Origin of the sequence: Salicibibacter cibarius, from assembly GCF_016495725.1 — a bacterium.
Lineage (GTDB): Bacteria > Bacillota > Bacilli > Bacillales > Marinococcaceae > Salicibibacter > Salicibibacter cibarius.
Genome location: NZ_CP054705.1, coordinates 4,145,537 through 4,163,437 on the forward strand (window position 1 = coordinate 4,145,537; position 17,901 = coordinate 4,163,437).

Here is a 17,901-nt window from a genome sequence, read left to right on the forward strand (position 1 = left end):
CCTTAATTGTTCCTTAATTCAGCGCACGTTTTTTGAAAGTGATTTACATTTCCATATCTACCAGATCAAATGAGAACGTACCCCCAAAATGCTGTTATATATTATGCCCTTGTTATAATTCGTACATCAACAGCTAAACAACCATCTCCATTTCTTTTGATGATTACTGGATTTAAATCCAACTCTTCCACTTTATCTTCTTCGGTAACCATAACCTCAACACGCTTAATCATTTCTACGAACGCAGGGACATCTGCACGTTCTGTTCCTCTATAACCATCTAATAAAGGGAACCCTTTTAGATTTTTCACCATTTTGTATATATACGATTCAGATAATGGTGATATACCTAAAGAAACGTCTTTCATTAATTCAACGAATACTCCTCCTAAGCCCACAACCAAAACATTACCAAAAGTATCATCTTTTTTAACACCAATTAAAAGTTCCTGCACCCCACTTTCCATTTCTTGGACAGTTACTCCATCAATATCGATATTAGAAACACCAAAATTATTAGCATTTGCATTTATCTCATCGAAGGCTTCTACTACATCTTTCAAAGAATTCAAACCTAATTTCACACCTCCAAAATTACTTTTATGAACTATTTTTGGCGAAACAACTTTCATTACCAGTGGTAATGTTAAATTATTAGCTATTTCCTTCGCTTCAGATTTTGTTTTCGCAAAACCATATTCATTTTGTTGGATACCATATTTTTTTAGTAATTTCCTACTTTCCACTTCATTCAATAATATTTTTTTATTAGTAGTCGGCTGCATAAGATACTTCCTTTCTTGCCTCATTTTCACCATGTCTAGCCATCATACTTATTCCAAATAACCCTTGCTCTATGGTTGATAAAACTGGTATCCCTTTTGATGATAAGAATGATTTTGTAGCATTTAATTTTTCCTCAATTAATTTAGGATCTCCATTGGTTCTTAATACGCCAACCACATTTACATTCAAATCATCTAATAAATCAAATTGTTTAAACATATTGCTTAATGTCTCCCGCAAATTCATATAATTAGATAGAGGAATCAAGTTTATATGAAATAATATATATGAAATATTATTATCGTTTGCTAATATACTCATAATTTTTGTAAAGGTTTGACCTTCATTTGCCGTAATAGCCCTTGCTGGTAAATCGATAGGATTAATATTATGATTTGATTCGCTAACACCCAATTGATGTAATTCATCTATGGACGATTCTTCTAATTGAGCAAGATCAAGCCATAATTCTTCACATACATCTGTTGCCAGGACTGATGCCCCACCACCATTTCCTATCATTGCAATGTTTCTATTTTCATTAACCTGTAAATATTGGAGACATTTCAACGCAGTAAACATCTCTTCCATACTATGAACATATAGTGTATTTGTTTGGTTAAAAAGCGCTTTCCATACCTCGTAATCTCCTGCTAAATTGCCGGTATGAGAAGAAACAGATTTGTTTCCTGCTGATGTACGTCCACCCTTTAATATAACTACTGGTTTATTAGGAGTTACTTTAGATAGAGTTTTTGCTAACCGTTTCCCATTTTTAACACTTTCTACATATAATCCAATAACTTTTGTATCAGAATCATCCAGCAAATATTCAATGAAATCACTATGATCTAAATCTATACAATTACCAACAGATATAACTTTACTGTAATAAATGTCGTGAGTGTCTCCATTACTAACAACATCATGAGCAATTCCACCACTCTGTGAAACAAAAGCTATAGATCCCTTAACTGGATTTTTACTATCGGTAAATGTAATTCCACCGGAAGGACAATAAGTACCTATACAATTAGGGCCTATTATTCTCATGCCATATTGTTTTGCAACAGAGAGCATGTCTTGTTCTATTTTTTTTCCGTGCTCACCAAATTCACCAAATCCCGCGGAGTAAATTTGCGCTACTTTAACTCCTTTTTCAGCACATTCCTTTACAACCTTGAGTACATGTTTAGTAGGCAATATTATGACTGCACGGTCAACTTCATCTGGGATATCCAAAACACTTTTATATGCCTTATAACCTTGTACTTTCTCTTCATTTGGGTTGACAGGGAATATGTTTCCTGAATAACCAAAATCATTAACTTTTCTTAAATCAGCAGCACCTAATTTTGACATATTATTTGAAGCACCTATAATAGCAATTGATTTTGGCTTAAAAGCAGCATCTAAAGCTTCTTTTGTGTTTGTCATCGGCTCCTCCTTTTGACCTTTTAGTCATCACATATTAAAATTTATTTTATATAGTGAAACAATGTAGAATAACAAGGATCGTACTATTTTAAGTGACAGTAATGGAAGGTGATAAATGTACCTTGATAATTTCGGTATACTATTGAAGTTACAAATTACCCTAATTTCGTGAAGATCTATAAAAATGCCTACGTAAGAATGAGCGGAAAGAATTAATGTGGTTCGGATACCCAATCTAAAAACTATCGGAATCGGAATTTGAATAAAATCCTTAAAGAAAAAGCTCTGCAGAAAAATAAATTAAGATGAATTTTGTTGAACGTAAGGAACTCTCTACAAAATAAATCTATTCCGTAATACGGTCCATGCACTCCTTTGTCCCTTTGGTGAATGTATAATTCTTTTGTCTTCCATTATCTATTTTCTGTCGTAGAAAAATGTTCATTGTTCCGAAGTAAGTGCAAAAACTCTTCAGATATTAACGATAACGTTTTTCTTTTTTTATATGCTATATAAAAATGTCTGCTCAATTCAACATTTTTAATTGGATATGTTTCAAATAAATCTAGGGATAATTCTTTTTCTATGGCATGTTTTGATATTATAGATACTCCTAAACCAGCTTCTACAGCTGCTTTTACGGATTCGGTACTTCCTAATTCAAGGACAACATTTAAATCTTCTGATGATACTCCCATTTTTCCGAGATATTGATGTAGTACAGAACGTGTTCCTGAACCTCTTTCTCTAAGCACAAGAGGGGTAGAGCATAATTCTTCTACCGTAATAATTTTTTTTGAGTTAGTAAAAAAATCTTTTTTAGCCACTAATAGAAGTTCATCAGACATAAAAGGTTCCATGTGTAAAAGAGGTTCATCCAACCAAGCTTCAATAAGGCCAATCTCCAATTCACTATTTCTAATCAATTCTACAATGTGTTGGCTATTTATAATTTCCGTATTTAATTCAACTTTTGGATATTTCATTTTGAATTCATAAAGTAACGATGGAAGGATACTTTCACCGATTGTCAAACTGCTAGCAATCACTAATTTACCATGTAATTCTCCCATTAGTTGATCAATTTCATTTTGTGCCCGAACCTGCGTATCCAGAATATTTTTGGCATAAGGATATAGTAAATTAGCTGCTGGTGTAGCTTCCACATGTTTTTTAGTCCGTTCAAATAAATTCGCATTTATGGCATTTTCAAGAGCCTGAATGTGAGAAGTTACCGTAGGTTGTGATAAATAAAGGATGCGAGCAGCTTCCGAAAAGCTTTTCTGCTCCACAACAACTATAAATGTTTCTAAATGATCATGGTTCATGATATACCCACTCTCTCGTAATAAACAAACAAGGTTAGCAATATCCACGTCACAATGATGTCATATCAAGTTTAAATGTGAATTCTTGCATAGAAGAGTAAAGTGTAGATCAAATTTAATACGCAATAAATCCACCTAGTAAATAAACCATCAGCAAGCTAATACCAGTTACTGTAAGGGCAGCTACCATACCAATATAAAAGGGTCTAACTCCAAGGGTTTTAAACATCCTAAGGTTTGTAGATAATCCTACAGCAGCCATGGCAATTCCAAGTAAATATTCAGAACCGAATGTGTTAAGAGATTCCCAAACCATCTGCCATTGATCCGGTGATAAAATGCCAAAGGCTAATTGATACTCTTGCACACCAGAATCACCAATTGTACGGACTATAGCCATCAGGAGAAAACCTATGACAAACAAGGGGATTAGTTGATACCACTTTTTCCTTTCTTGACCATCTGTGGAAGATCGGTTTGATGTCTTCAAATAGTAATAAGACATGAGCGGCACGACAGCTATCAGTAGAGTATTTCTTGTAAGCTTAGATATTGTGGCAACATCAACAACTTCATTAGACTGAAATATTTGGTTATAAATTAACGAAGCACCAGCTACCTGAGCCGTTTCATGAATAGCAGTTCCTAAAAACAAGCCAGCACGCACCGGATCGTCAGAAAAAAACCAATGTGCCAAATACGGGTATAGAAACATAGCTATTATTCCAAAGATTGTAATGCTTCCAATCGAATAAGTAATTTCTTCTTTATTAGCTTTGATTCCTGGTGCTGTACCTACAATTGCCGTAACCCCGCATATCCCTGTACCTACGGCCGTTAACGTTCCGAGTCGATGGGATTGATTTAATTTTGCAGTGATCCAGATCGTTACAAATAGACCTGTTATAACGCAAATCAAAATGATTGGAATACCCCAAGCTCCAAGTGTAATCACATCTAAAAAACTTAAACGTATACCTAATAGGATAATTCCAGCCTTTAAAACAATTTTGACTGAAAAATTTACACCTTTTTGGAAATCGTCGTGTAGACCGATCACATTTCTTATTAATATCCCCATGATAATCGCTACAAATATCGAGGAAATCGGACTACTTCCGCCATCTAAGATTCCTTGGAAATAATTAATAACAACTCCTAGCCATTTTGCAATGTACAATGATGCTGCCATTACTACAAGACAAAGGGTTAGCCCCGGCAATAACTGTGATATCTTTCGAATGCTTTTATGCATACTGTTCTCTCCCGACATAATTAAGGTTCTCTTTCTAATTGTAAAAGAAAGAAGAAAGTTGTGGTTATCGGGATATCAGAACACTCTTATTATAAAAATAAATAAGAGCATTAATAAGGATACGATTCATAAAAAAACCGTTATGCAGTTCTTGCTGTATTTCATTCTCTAAAGAAGCACCGTTTTTCTATTACTATGATTACTCATTTAGTAGAACCTCCAGGACTTCGTCGCAAAGATTAAAAACAGTAGGTCAAGTAGGACTGATCTGAAAGCTGTAAGCCATAATTATAATAAAATGGATCCCAAAATCTCTCCGAAATTAGTGGACAGGTATTAATAAATTTCTTTCCTGTGTCGTTTATATTTCATCCTCAAACACCCAGAATTTAACATGAAGGAAAAAATTAAAACTATCCACAAAACGCTTAGAAACATCGTCAACAAATACAGGTAAATATTAAAAATTGGGATGAAGTTTAGAGTGTATTTATGATCTTATAAGAATGTGCTGCGCGATCACTATTTTATTCTCTCTTTATTCACTTGCCAATAACTCTTTGCTTTGACTTAATTAAAACATGTTATATTGTGTTAAAGAGTTTTTTTGATATAAGGAATTAATATATCACATGTCGCCCATAATCCAGCAATAAAACGATAAGCAGGGCCATGTGAAGTAGCTGCTGCAGGACCAGTAAAAAATAAATTGGGAACAGTTGACTCAAAGTATTCATTAAGCACAGGATCACCCGAATCATTAATTGCTATATTTTGGTGAATTGAGTTCAAAAAAGAGATGTTATTAACAGAAAAACGAAAGCCAGTTGCTGCAATAACATGATCAACAATTAAAGAGGTTTGGTCATTCAATTTAACATGCACTTTGTTATCATGTGTTTTTAACACATATGTAATAAAGGTATTTGGTCTTTGTTTGACTTTCCCTTCCACTAGGGGAACCAAAAAGTCAGAAACAGTTGCTTTCTCCAATTCTTTCTTTATTTTATCTTGATATTGCTTTGAAAAATAATAAAACCTTCTAGATATTTCTTGTTGTTTTGCATTCATATTTTTTTGTGGTTTTAAACGTTCTGATCTTCTGTATACAAGTTCTACCTCTGCATTAGCCTGATGTAATAGCGCCGCTGTTTCCCAAGCACTTTGCCCTCCTCCCACTACTAATACATGCTGACCAACAAACTCATCAAAAGTAGTGTAATCAGATGAATGCGTAACTAAATTTTTCTTAGATACGTACAATTCATTTGGGATATACTGAGCATTTGTTAAACCTACGGCAACTATAACTTTTTTAGCTTTATAAGAATTACCATTTTCAGTTTGTACAATATAAAAACCATCAGTAGATATGACATTCGTGATTAATGCTTTTTCAATATCTATATCAGTTTTTTTAATAAACCAAAAAGCGTAATCAACGAATACATTACGAGAAAGAGGATAAAATAAATCTATCCCTTTTTCTAGCTGATAATTTTTCAAAGTATATTCATTATGCCTATCAGATAATCCTGTATATTCTAAGGAGGTACGCACATACATATTTGGGGGGATTTTAGAAGCCCAAAAATCCATCGGATAGCCAAAAACCTTATAATTTATGTTTGATTCTTTTGCATGAGCAGCAAGCGATAAACCATATGGTCCAGCACCTATTATGGCTAAATCTATCATTTAAGTTCAACCTTTCGAAATCAATATATATTGATATACATAAACTACAAGAAATTTTCATATTGACTCTGAAGCTCTCACAAGGGTTTAAGATTTCAAGCAGTGTTAGCTAAATTCATAAATATATCATGTCCCGCTTGCAGTTTCATCATCGTTGTGTTTTCTTTTATATCCTTTTCTTAACGAGGTATATGATATTACTATAATAATTAATAAAATAAGAATAACCAGAACGAGTGAAAATGGTCTTGTGAGAAAAATCAAATAATCCCCATCTGAAATGAGCAAAGATCTACGTAAACTTTCTTCAACTATTGGGCTTAAAATAAAGGCTAATATAAATGATGGTAACGAAAAATCAAGTTTCAATAAAAAGTAAAAAGCAACCCCAATTAACAATGCCACCCAAAGATCAAAAATTAAATAATTCGATACGAAAGCTCCTGTAAGTGCTAAAATGAGTATAATAGGAATTAAGTAATGATTTGGTACAGTTAATACTCGTGAAAACAAGGGTGTCACTAATTTACCTAAGATGAACATAGATATTGTTGTAAACAAAAAACCATAAAATATCCCATACACTAAATCTGTATCAGATGCAAAGAGAGAAGGTCCAGGCTGAATGCCGTGTATAATAAACGCTCCCATAATAATAGCAATTGCAGGTGAAGCAGGAATTCCCAGCGTCAGCATTGGAAGCATAGAGCCTCCAACTGTAGCGTTATTTGCAGCTTCTGGCCCAGCTATCCCTTCTGGGTTTCCTTTGCCAAATTTAGATTTTCTTTTAGAAGCTTTTTTTACAAAAGTGTAAGCGAACCATGAAGAGGGACCAGCTCCCATGCCTGGAATAAGCCCAACAATAGCGCCAGTGATTGAACCAATACCGATAGGTTTCGCTACTCCTCTGAATTCTTTTAATGTTATTTTAGTTTTAAGGCCTTTCACGTCCGTGATATAATTTACATTAAGTTCTTCACTTATCATTATAAATATTTGCGAAAAAGCAAAAACACCAACTAACACTGCTATCAAATCTAGCCCTTCCATCAACTCATTCTGTCCTAATGTAAACCTCGGAGCACTTGTTAAAATGTCAACCCCTACTGTACCAGCCATTAATCCCAATACAACAGATATCATACTCTTTGTAACATCCCGAGAACTTAACCCGCCAACAACAATCAAACCAATAAGGGCGACTAAGAAAAATTCAGGATCTGACAAATTTAATGCAAAATCTGCTAAAGGTACTGAGAAGAAGAGCAGCATCAAACCACCTGCTAAACCACCAATCGAACTAGCAATTAGCGAGTATGCTAGTGCATGTCCTGGAGAGCTTTTTTTAGCCAATGAGTGACCGTCTAAAACTGTCGGTGCGGCTGATGGCGTTCCTGGTATCCCAATTACAATAGCTGAAATTGATCCTCCGTATTCAGAACCCTGAAATGCAGCAAGTAAAAGTAATATTGAAGCTAAGGGATCCATTGCAAATGTGAAAGGCAGGAGTAAAACAACTGTGACTGTTGAACCAAGCCCTGGTATAGCACCTATTAATAAACCTGCAAAAGTTCCAAATAATATTGCAGAAATAGTTTCAAATGTGAATAAGTTTAATAAATCAAAACCAAATAATTCCATTTTTCCACCTCTTTAACTTAAAGTCCCACACCCAATATAAAATCAAATACAAAATAGATTGAAATGGTTACACTTATAGACCAGATAATATTTATAAAGATAACTTTTTTTGAAAGCGAATTCATACGAAAAAGAGTGAATAAAATAAATAAGAAAAATATGGAAACAATATAATATCCAATAAATTCCCATCCTAGTATAAAAGCAACGATTAAACATAAAACCCCAAAAAGTAGCATTTTATTCGGCATTTCAATTTTTTTATCTTCTTTTTTTACAGTTTGTATAACACTTATAATGCATAGAAGGATTAATAGAATAGATAATATAATTGGAAAGTAATGTGGACCTATCCCAGATTCTTGATCCCTAAAATTTATAGCTGATACGCCATAACTAATTGCCAATATAAATAGAAGAATTAAAGAAACATATGTTCCTTTATTAGCGCTCATTACTTAATTAAACCCCCTTTTTATAAAAAAACTGTTCAAAATTTTAAATGGTATACAATTTTTACCTTATTATTCTTTTAAATAGTTCGATACCTTTTGTAATTATTTACCTACATGAGTTGTGAATATTTTCCCATACTCCACCATATATTAAATTCACTTTTCAAATCGCCAAAAATAGGGGAAGGTATGACATAATCATCAGATATTCATTGGATATGGCTTAAAAAGTTCCGTGGTTTACAATGTTTTACGCTACCGTAGCTGACCATATGTCAGGAAATTTAAAATCAATAAGAACCCGCAACAAGTCTTGACTGCTATCACACCCAACTTTAAAATCCAATTCAGGATCACATCACAAATCTCATATAAAATTCATGTGTTCAACATCAATCGTTTAGATTCGGACACCTTACTGGGTAAAAAGTTCAGTAAGCACTTTTCTTACAATAATGAATAAATCAGTACCTAAACAGCGGTGTGCTTATTGGTCTTGCCGGCATTCTACGAACGCCAGTACTATAGGGAGTTTTCTCTAGAAGTTATACGTCGGTTACCTCCAAGTGCAAGAGTTTTTACCATATATTATGTAAAAACCCTTGCACATTCTCCATTTGTTAATGGCGGGATTTGGTAACCACACACTCTAGCCCATAGGATTTCCGAGTATCAGGCATCATTTGGATACAAAGATACTCGTTCGTTTTTAGTACTTTGTCTTTCTTCTACTCAATTTGACCTGCTTCCCTCAAAAGCTCTTCATGTTCAAAATAATCTTCTTCAAGATTTTGTCCGAATTCCTCACCAGTACCATAAGAAATATCATAATGTAAATCTAATAGTTGTTCTTGCACTTCAGGATCCTCTAATGTTTGTTCGAAGGCGTCATGTAATGTATCTACTATTTCCTGTGGTACCCCCTCGGGTGCTACTATTCCAATATAAGCCTCTGTCGAAGTATCGATCCCACCTTCTTCTAATGTAGGAACACCCTCATTCATTTCACTTGTTTCTTCTGAAAATTGAACTAATGTATTTACTTGGTCTGCATCCACATTCCCCTGAAATGTAGATACTGCGTCTACTTCACCACCTAAAGCTGCTGTAACAGCATCACCACCGCTTTCGTATGGGATAGCTTCTGCTTCAAGCTCAGCTTCTGAAAGAAAAGATAACATTGCAATGTCAGATATACTGCCATTACCAGGTGTAGAATAAGTGAAATCACCCGGATTTTCTTCCATAAACTCTAATAAGTCATCGAAATCTTCCAACTCAGAATCATGATTAGCCATAAGTACTTGAGGTATATCGACCAATTGAATAATAGGTTCAAAGCTATCGTAATCATACTCAGTATCAGATAAATGTGGTTGAGTGGTAATAGGGCTATTTGAAGCAAATCCTATCGTGTAACCGTCAGGCTCAGCATTTTGAATAGCTGTCATCCCAACAGTAGTCTGACCACCAGGTCTGTTATCTACAATAACATTTTGGTTATTCGGCAAGTTTTCACTTAAATGACTCTCAAAAATTCTCGCTGCCGTGTCCGTACTACCTCCAGGTGCAAAAGGAGTTATTATTTCAATTGTATCTGATGGATAATCATCTTCTGGTGAACTTGATGATTGTGAACAACCTGATATTATTACTGTACAAGCAAAAAACAAGATCCATGTTCTTTTTTTCACTTTAATACCTCCAATTTAAAATGATAGTATCCTAATACTCTATTCCAGAAATTCCTTCCCTGGTTCGGTTTACCATTCGGTGAGTGTAAACGGAAATTGTTTGGTTAGTAAGGTGAGCATTTCAGCCATTGTACCGGAAAAAGGGGTTGCTTCCCATTTTCCGCGATGATTGCTCATGCTTAGTTCATACGTCTGATCATTGAATCGTGTCAATCTCGCGCGATTGACCTTTTCTCCGTCTTCCTCAGAATAGATAACAAGATGAGGGCCATGCGTTCGAACATTAAGGTGGGTAAACCCTTGCTCATGAAGGGCATCCTTAAGCGTTGACTTGGCTGCACTCATGATAGGTTCAACCATTTAAGCCGCCTCCTTTTCCGCATTTTGCATAGGATAGCCTTTAAACATCCATTCGAATGGGTGGCCATCGGTTTCATTCCAGCGATGAATGAAAGCCATGACCTTTTCAGCCAAATCTTGGACAGAATGAAAACTGGCATGTTTCAAACAGCGTCTTTGCAAGATGGAAAAGAAAATGTCGATTTGATTCATCCACGACGCATGAATCGGCGTATAGACAAATGTGAATGTGTTGGCGTGGCCTTGGTTGAAGGTTGTCCACCGTTGACTTGGTCCGTCATAATGGATGTTGAGATTATCCCAGATCACAGTGATGTTGGTGTCATCTTGGTAATGCTCGGCCAGATCTTCCATAAAGGCTTGAATATCTTCCGCTTTCCGTCCGGAACGGCATTGAGCAAATACTTCCCCGGTTTGAATATCGAAACTGGCGAATAACGATTGCGTCCCGTGACGCATGTATTCATGTTCGAACCGTCCGGTGACGCCAGGTTTTGGACGTTTCGTTTCATATTTTCGCTCCAGGGCTTGTATCCCCGTTTTCTCGTCGATACAAAGCACGCGGGTATCTGCGGGCGGATTCAAGTATAAAGACACGATCGAATTCACTTTTTCCTTGAAGTGTGGATCCTTGCTGTGAAGCCACATTTGGAACTTGTGCGGTTTGAGATCATTGTGGATCAACGTTCGATGGATACTCGAACGGCTCATGGGTTTCAAATCGTGTTCAGCTTCGATGGTTTCTACCAATAGATCGAGCGTCCATTGAGGGCGTTCCCCAAACCCGTAATGTTTGGGGGCGTCGCAGGCGATCGCGATGACTTCACACCGTTCTTCGATCGTATATGTCGGCGGTGCACCAGGCCGGGGTTGATCACGCAAGCCCTCAACACCATCAGACATAAACCGATCTCGCCATTTACGTACCGTCTTTTTCGATGTCTGTTGCTGGCGTGCCACCTTAGCTATGCTTTGGCCCAGAACAGCTAGAGACCAAATGATTTGAGCGCGGAATTGAATACGAACCTCGGTCTTTCCACTGCGAAGGAGGTTGGCTAATTTTTGGCGTTGTTCGGTACTCGCGTCAAACGTAAATAACAACTTTATGGGCCCCTCTCCCAGATGGTATTTTCTACTCATGTGGTAAAATCAACCATCGAGAAGAGTCAAATAACACCAATTTTTGATATCATTTCCGAACTTTTATTCTGGGAAAGAATTTATGATACGTTGTACTAGTGCATTATTAACGATTATATATTAACTCATATATAAGGTATCGTCTGATATGTTATTTCCTTAATTCTTCATTATCTTGGCCTAATAACGGTGGGGGTGATAGTTTATAGGAATTGTAACTGCTAAAACGAAATGGATTATTTATGGCACGTATGGTCCCGGATTTCTGGTGTTCTAATTTTAATTCCATGTTCCTTTCAATAAAATGTTTATCTTCTAACACGTCAGCAAGTGTATTAATAGGTGCACTAGGGACTCCGTGTTCGTTAAACTTTTTCACCCAATAAGAGCTTGTATGCTTTAAGAATATAGGTGTTAATATCTTACGTAATTCATCTCTATTTAGTATCCTTGCTTCATTTGTTTTAAACCGATCATCATACTCAAATTCCAATATACCCACTACTTCACAAAATTTAGGCCATAATATATCACTGCCCCCCATAATTTGAATAAATTTCCCATCGGAACAAAGGTAATTGCCTGTAGGGCTCCTTCCTGGATTTTCAGATCCTCCTCGTTCAGGCAAATTCCCGACTGCAAGATATTCCGCTGCATTTGTGGAATATAAACTTAATAGAGAATCGGCCAATGATAAATCTATATGATTTCCTAATCCACTTCTTTCACGAGCATACAAAGATACCAATATTGATGATAGCGCATACAAAGAACCGGTTAAATCACCAAACATTAACCCACTTCTAAGTGGCGATTCGCCAGGATTTCCTGTAATAGCCATGACACCAGTAATAGCTTGAACTATAGAGTCATATGCCTTACGATCCTTGTAGAGGCCTTGTTGTCCAAATCCTGATATGGAGCAATAAATTATTTTTTCATTTATCTCTTTAACTGATGAGTAATCCAGTTGAAGCTTTTCCATTGTTCCAGGCGTAAAGTTTTCCACGATCACGTCTGCTTCCTTAATCAGATTATACACTTTTTCCTTTTCAGAAGAGTTTTTTAAATTAATTTCCACACTTTTTTTATTTCGATTCATTGGATAAAAGTAATCTTCGTCTTCCTTAGTTCGTCCAGCATAAGTGCGTACGTTCCTGTTTTCGTCACCGATATCTGGTTTTTCTATTTTAATCACTTCCGCACCGAGATCACCTAAAAGCATCGTGCAAAAGGGTCCTGATAACACCCTCGAGAAGTCAACAATTTTAATATTCTCTAAAGGATATCTTTTTTTAGTAGAATTCAAATTATCAATTGTTAAATTATTTGCCTTCACATTCATCCCCCTCGTTATTTTTCCGCATATTCTTCTGCCCGTTTTTTTCCTAACATATTGCAATCAATGAGTAACAACTACTCTAATTAGAGCCTTCCCCTTTATAATTTATAGCCCTGTTGGCCAATTTTTTAGTAAATGTTGGCCTACCCCATTATTTTTCTTCTGGGAATAAACCTCTAAAATACGCTTTAAATAATCCCGGGTTTCTCTTGGATCAATGACATCTTTTGCCCCATAAACGGACGCCAAATCATAAGCAGAGGTATCTCTGGATGCTTCTTTTATATATTCCTGATATTTATCTGGATCATCTGATTCATTTATGCCATAAACAATTGAGACGCTTGCATGTGGGTCCATAAAACTTACTTCAGACGTCCACCAAGCAACAACTTCATCAGCATTTCCACTCCCTCCCATATTCCGAACAGCCAATCCATAACTTTTTCTCATGATGATCGCTATTTTCGGAACAGTTACGAGCGCTAAAGCATTTAGCCAATTAATGGCTTTTCCCGGCATACTGTTCCGTTCTGACTCTACCCCCACTTGGAATCCAGGCTGATCAGCCATCATAACAATCGGAATGTTATAGGAATCACAGTGAACTAGGAAACTGATGGCCTTATCAGCCGCATCTGCGTCAATGACTCCTCCTTTAAACATTGGATTATTAGCTATAATACCTACGCTTTTTCCATCTATTCTTGCAAGAGCTGTAACCAAACTTTTACCAAAACGATCTTTCATTTCAAAGTAACTATCCTTATCTACGATACACTGAATCACTTTACGCACATCAAAAACTTGCTTTTGCGATTCAGGAATCAGATCAAGAATATTATTTACAGAATCATCAGAACCTGCTGGAACAGACTTGCGCGGGGGAGGTTCATTGCAATGGCTAGGAAGATAACTTAGATATTTTTTTATAGCATCCAAAGCTTCTTCATCGCTGTCAACTGCAAGATCAACCATACCAGTTACTTCAGTATGTAGTTTCCACCCACCCAATTCTTCATAATCAACATCCTTTTTTGTTGCCAATTCAACTAGACGAGGACTGGAAATAGCCAGGCAAGCCCCTTTTTTCATAACAGTAAAGTCTGACATTATTGAATACCAAGTCGCATTACCAAAGCTGTTACCCAAACAGGCGGCAGCCCAAGGAACCTCACGCAGACGCATATATTGACCAGGGTCGTTATTAATACCAATAATATTTCGTGCCCCCATTATGTCAGGCATACGTGCTCCACTGGATTCACCAAGAAATATAGCAGGGAAACCATTATCTTTCGAAACGTTTTTTATATATTCCATTTTCCTGCCATTAACCTGACTGCTAGAAGCTCCCTTTACGGTAAAATCATTCGAAACTACCCCTACATCGCGCCCATTAATTTTCCCAAATCCCGCAACCTTTCCATCAGCTGGCGTTTTTTCCCTATCCTGAGCTAATATTGAAGTTGCAAAAAGACCTGATTCATAAAAGCTATCTGAATCCAAGAGGTAATCAATTCTCTCGCGGGCATTCATAATACCCTCTTTGCGTCTACGTGATAATTTCTCTTCTCCCCCCATTGACTTTGCTTTCATTTTTCGTTCTTCATGTTCTTTAACATTTTTTTCAAATTTCATAAAAAACCCCCTATAAAATATTATTGTGTGCTAAAAGACATTTGTGCTGCTAGCACACATACGTCTTTTTAAAACTATATGGACGTCAATTTTGTATTGTTAACTATTTTACTCTATGAATACAAGAAAAGTAAAATGAGTATTTATCATACATACATGATTACAAGTCATGTATTAGAGGTTTTAATATAAATGCTAAGTGCTATTATGCGAAGTTTTAACAAAGGGCTGGGACAACTAACCAAAAGAATATAAAAATGAATCCAACCATTCTTTGATGATATCGGAACCATTTTTCGTTGGGTGGGTTGATCTTCGTTATCTATCGGTTAATTTATATGCTTGTCGTTATGCTCCTTCCATTTTATCGCCATGAATACTAATTCGTTTCCTTCCTTCCCGCGGACAAACGAATGAAGCCCAACCATACTTTAGCCTTCAGTTCATGTATGAACAGAGGATAGGGATAAAATAAAGACCTCTTCTATAACTTAAAAATTATTGGGATATTTGATCACGTTTGTATTAAGGTATATACGAATATTTTCTCATGATGCTACATTCTCAACAATGTGTGCTACCATTTTTTTCGTAAGTAAAGAACCAAGGGTATAGAAGTTGCGATAAAAAATGCAACAAACAAATAAGATTCTTGGATGGCTCGCTCACCAGCTTCAATCCATCCATTACTATCTAAATGAAGGGCACGCCGATACTCAAAAAATATTGATAAAAATACAACACAAATAACTTTCATTAGTTGTCGAGAAAGATTATTGAATGCTGATCCGGAAGATACATACTCTTCATTTAGGGCGTTTAATCCACTAGTAGAAGCCGGGGTATTAATCATTCCATTACCGATGCCCTGTAAAGCGAGCAAGGTAGCAAGAAAGCCTAAACTAATTTCTCCTATCGAAAAACCAATCACAAAAGTTAGAACGGTTGTAATCAACACTCCTAGTAAAATCACAATGTACGGCCCTTTTTTATCAAGAATTTTTCCACCAATAGTCATAGAAAGCCCCATAGCTAATGCTTGTGGAAAAAGTATAAATCCTGCATAAAGGGGTGGAAGCCCATAAATATCTTGAATTAAAATAGGGATCAGTAACAAAATAGAAAACATAGCTAAGATATTAAAAGAAATCAAAACTAAGCTTCCACTAAAGACAAAGTTATTTAATATTCGTATGTTTAAGAGTGGTTGATCAATACGTAACTCCTGCCATATGAATAATAAAAGGGCAGCAACTCCCAAAGTTATAATGGTATATGCTGATATTGCATATAATTGATTTTGCAAAAAATTAATTCCAATCATAAGAAAGGCGAGCCCTAAACTTATATATATAAATCCTATCCAATCAAAATGAACTTTAATTGACTTTTCATCTTTTTGCAGAAAAAAAATTCCCGCCAAAGCAGCTACTAGTGCTGTAGGTATATTTATATAAAAAAGCATTTCCCAAGTAAAGAATTCTAATAAAATGCCTCCAATAGTTGGTCCTATGGTTGGGGCTCCCGTAGCTCCAACCCCCCAAATACCTAACGCTAACCCTCGTTCATTTTTAGGGAAATGTTCAAAAATCAGTATCATTGAAAGTGGCATAACCAAACCGCCACCTAATCCTTGAATAAAACGAAAAATGATCAAGCTAGCAAAATCCCAGGCAAGAGAGCCAAAAAAAGAACCTAGTAAAAAAATAAATGTTCCTAATAAAAATATTTTTTTTCTGCCAACTCTTTTTCTTAAGTAATTAGAAAGAGTCATGACTATTACCATACCCAATGAAAATGCAGTGATTATCCACTGTCCTTCGACGGCAGTAATCTGATACATATCCATAAAAAAAGGAAGGGAAACATTCATCAAGCTATTGTTAAGAATAACCATAAAACCGCTAAGGACTGTAGAAAGCAATACTCCCCACTTATTAACCTGTTTATTTATCTTATTATCGATCAAGAGGAACCTCTCCTGGGAATTGTGAAATACCTTCCTCCAAGACACAATAATGCTATCGCATGTGACAGTTTCACCATGCCCATGGCAAGCAAATCACTATAACGTCTTTGAAGAAGGTATTTCGAAGACTAATAAATATAATATTATTTCAAAGATTATTGATACCCTATATTTCTCACGGAAAGGAAGCTATGCCCATTGTTTCTACGAATGATTACGTATCTTTTAAACTTATTACTAACCGGATGATTATGAATCATTTCCACAAAATAGGATTCACCTAAAATTACCTGTATGCATCAGAAGAAAATCAATATTTGTAAAACCCTTCTCCCGATTTGCGGCCTAATTTACCGGCCTTTACATACTTGATGAGCAGCGGGCAAGGGCGGTATTTTTCTCCTAAAGTTTCATATAAATAGTTCATATTCCGAAAGCGACTATCGAGGCCGACGAGGTCTGCCAGTTCAAGTGGGCCCATCGGATGATTTAAGCCGAGCTTGAGGGCCTTGTCGATGTCCTTGGCTGATGCTACGCCTTCCATGTACATATTCATCGCTTCATTTCCGATTAAGCAGTTCATGCGGCTCGTCACAAAGCCCGGAAATTCATTGACTTCCACTGTTTCCTTGTTCATTTTCTCTCCAAGATCCTGCACGATTTGAACCGTGTCCTCGGACGTATCCAGTCCTTTAATGAGTTCTATCAACTTCATTTTATGAACAGGATTGAAAAAATGCATGGCGATGACTTTGTCAGGGCGGTTCGTAGCAGCGCCGATCTCCGTCGGGCTTAGCGTTGATGTATTCGTAGCCAGCACCGTATGTTCGGAACAATATTTATCCAGATTTTGGAAAATATAAACCTTTAATGGAATTTCTTCTAAAACCGCTTCAATGACAACATCCGCTTCGCGGACGGCTTGCTGCAAGTCACTTTCATAACCTATTTGCTGTTTTGCTACTTCTGCTACGTCCACAGCGATAAATCCTTTATCCACACTTTTTTGTAATAGTTCCTCAATGGATGTCTTCGCCTGTTGGAGGTTTCCTTCATCGATATCTTGGATCTGCACCCCGAAACCGCTAAGGGCAGCCGTGTAGGCAATGCCTCTCCCCATCGTTCCGGCTCCAACTACACTGATCTTTTTCATGA

The 17,901-nt window shown here is 36.3% G+C and carries 14 protein-coding genes; all 14 read right to left on the bottom strand.

What is annotated here, in order from left to right:
• Positions 1-101: 101 nt before the first annotated feature.
• The 14 genes from HUG15_RS20890 to HUG15_RS20955 all read right to left on the bottom strand — a co-directional run bounded on the left by HUG15_RS20890 (position 102) and on the right by HUG15_RS20955 (position 17,899).
• Complete coding sequence (locus HUG15_RS20890; protein ID WP_200125457.1) at positions 102-785, bottom strand: acetate--CoA ligase family protein; 684 nt, start codon at positions 783-785, stop codon at positions 102-104.
• A complete protein-coding gene (locus HUG15_RS20895) occupies positions 769-2,223 on the bottom strand; it encodes an acetate--CoA ligase family protein (protein WP_200125459.1) in 1,455 nt (484 codons plus the stop codon). Before HUG15_RS20895 ends, HUG15_RS20890 begins: the two co-directional genes overlap by 17 nt.
• Before the next feature lie 413 nt (positions 2,224-2,636).
• The gene (locus HUG15_RS20900; protein WP_200125461.1) at positions 2,637-3,551 is read right to left on the bottom strand and encodes a selenium metabolism-associated LysR family transcriptional regulator; all 915 of its coding nucleotides are present in this window, start codon (positions 3,549-3,551) and stop codon (positions 2,637-2,639) included.
• A gap of 115 nt (positions 3,552-3,666) precedes the next feature.
• Entirely contained in the window at positions 3,667-4,806 is a 1,140-nt protein-coding gene (locus HUG15_RS20905; RefSeq protein ID WP_200125463.1) for a YeiH family protein, read from the bottom strand.
• A gap of 594 nt (positions 4,807-5,400) precedes the next feature.
• Complete coding sequence (locus HUG15_RS20910; RefSeq protein WP_200125465.1) at positions 5,401-6,504, bottom strand: NAD(P)-binding domain-containing protein; 1,104 nt, start codon at positions 6,502-6,504, stop codon at positions 5,401-5,403.
• 126 nt (positions 6,505-6,630) lie between these two features.
• Positions 6,631-8,145 carry a tripartite tricarboxylate transporter permease gene (locus tag HUG15_RS20915; RefSeq protein WP_200125467.1) on the bottom strand — a complete coding sequence of 505 codons (1,515 nt, stop codon included), beginning with the start codon at positions 8,143-8,145 and terminating at the stop codon, positions 6,631-6,633.
• 17 nt (positions 8,146-8,162) lie between these two features.
• On the bottom strand, positions 8,163-8,600 hold the full coding sequence (locus HUG15_RS20920; RefSeq protein WP_200125469.1) for a tripartite tricarboxylate transporter TctB family protein: 438 nt from the start codon (positions 8,598-8,600) through the stop codon (positions 8,163-8,165).
• Between the two features lie 728 nt (positions 8,601-9,328).
• The gene (locus HUG15_RS20925) at positions 9,329-10,294 is read right to left on the bottom strand and encodes a Bug family tripartite tricarboxylate transporter substrate binding protein (RefSeq protein ID WP_200125471.1); all 966 of its coding nucleotides are present in this window, start codon (positions 10,292-10,294) and stop codon (positions 9,329-9,331) included.
• A gap of 69 nt (positions 10,295-10,363) precedes the next feature.
• On the bottom strand, positions 10,364-10,654 hold the full coding sequence (locus HUG15_RS20930) for a hypothetical protein (protein WP_200125331.1): 291 nt from the start codon (positions 10,652-10,654) through the stop codon (positions 10,364-10,366).
• Complete coding sequence (locus tag HUG15_RS20935) at positions 10,655-11,755, bottom strand: IS630 family transposase (RefSeq protein ID WP_200125473.1); 1,101 nt, start codon at positions 11,753-11,755, stop codon at positions 10,655-10,657. It abuts the gene before it with no gap.
• A 190-nt stretch (positions 11,756-11,945) separates the two neighbouring features.
• Positions 11,946-13,133 carry a CaiB/BaiF CoA transferase family protein gene (locus HUG15_RS20940; protein WP_200125475.1) on the bottom strand — a complete coding sequence of 396 codons (1,188 nt, stop codon included), beginning with the start codon at positions 13,131-13,133 and terminating at the stop codon, positions 11,946-11,948.
• 108 nt (positions 13,134-13,241) lie between these two features.
• Entirely contained in the window at positions 13,242-14,777 is a 1,536-nt protein-coding gene (locus tag HUG15_RS20945) for an acyl-CoA carboxylase subunit beta (RefSeq protein WP_200125477.1), read from the bottom strand.
• A 577-nt stretch (positions 14,778-15,354) separates the two neighbouring features.
• Positions 15,355-16,746, bottom strand: a complete 1,392-nt coding sequence (locus HUG15_RS20950) for a DHA2 family efflux MFS transporter permease subunit (RefSeq protein ID WP_200125479.1) — start codon at positions 16,744-16,746, stop codon at positions 15,355-15,357.
• A gap of 310 nt (positions 16,747-17,056) precedes the next feature.
• Positions 17,057-17,899, bottom strand: a complete 843-nt coding sequence (locus HUG15_RS20955) for a 3-hydroxyacyl-CoA dehydrogenase NAD-binding domain-containing protein (protein ID WP_200125481.1) — start codon at positions 17,897-17,899, stop codon at positions 17,057-17,059.
• Between the last annotated feature and the right edge of the window lie 2 nt (positions 17,900-17,901).

Bases quoted from the DNA above. Each gene is read 5' to 3' on its own strand.
- HUG15_RS20890 (WP_200125457.1), bottom strand. From the start codon at position 785: ATGCAGCCGACTACTAATAAAAAAATATTATTGAATGAAGTGGAAAGT.
- HUG15_RS20895 (WP_200125459.1), bottom strand. From the start codon at position 2,223: ATGACAAACACAAAAGAAGCTTTAGATGCTGCTTTTAAGCCAAAATCA.
- HUG15_RS20900 (WP_200125461.1), bottom strand. From the start codon at position 3,551: ATGAACCATGATCATTTAGAAACATTTATAGTTGTTGTGGAGCAGAAA.
- HUG15_RS20905 (WP_200125463.1), bottom strand. From the start codon at position 4,806: ATGCATAAAAGCATTCGAAAGATATCACAGTTATTGCCGGGGCTAACC.
- HUG15_RS20910 (WP_200125465.1), bottom strand. From the start codon at position 6,504: ATGATAGATTTAGCCATAATAGGTGCTGGACCATATGGTTTATCGCTT.
- HUG15_RS20915 (WP_200125467.1), bottom strand. From the start codon at position 8,145: ATGGAATTATTTGGTTTTGATTTATTAAACTTATTCACATTTGAAACT.
- HUG15_RS20920 (WP_200125469.1), bottom strand. From the start codon at position 8,600: ATGAGCGCTAATAAAGGAACATATGTTTCTTTAATTCTTCTATTTATA.
- HUG15_RS20930 (WP_200125331.1), bottom strand. From the start codon at position 10,654: ATGGTTGAACCTATCATGAGTGCAGCCAAGTCAACGCTTAAGGATGCC.
- HUG15_RS20945 (WP_200125477.1), bottom strand. From the start codon at position 14,777: ATGAAATTTGAAAAAAATGTTAAAGAACATGAAGAACGAAAAATGAAA.
- HUG15_RS20955 (WP_200125481.1), bottom strand. From the start codon at position 17,899: ATGAAAAAGATCAGTGTAGTTGGAGCCGGAACGATGGGGAGAGGCATT.